This is a genomic window from Lederbergia ruris (assembly GCF_018332955.1).
Classification (GTDB): domain Bacteria; phylum Bacillota; class Bacilli; order Bacillales; family Bacillaceae_C; genus Lederbergia; species Lederbergia ruris.
On sequence record NZ_BORB01000152.1, the window covers coordinates 1 to 255 of the forward strand.

The 255-nt window shown below is 55.3% G+C and carries 1 rRNA gene; it reads left to right on the top strand.

The annotated features are described in order from the left end of the window. A 16S ribosomal RNA gene (locus tag KI363_RS21810) occupies window positions 1-255 on the top strand; the annotation flags it as partial.

Here is a 255-nt window from a genome sequence, read left to right on the forward strand (position 1 = left end):
GACACGGCCCAGACTCCTACGGGAGGCAGCAGTAGGGAATCTTCCGCAATGGACGAAAGTCTGACGGAGCAACGCCGCGTGAGTGAAGAAGGTCTTCGGATCGTAAAACTCTGTTATCAGGGAAGAATAAGTACCGGAGTTACTGCCGGTACCTTGACGGTACCTGACCAGAAAGCCACGGCTAACTACGTGCCAGCAGCCGCGGTAATACGTAGGTGGCAAGCGTTGTCCGGAATTATTGGGCGTAAAGCGCGC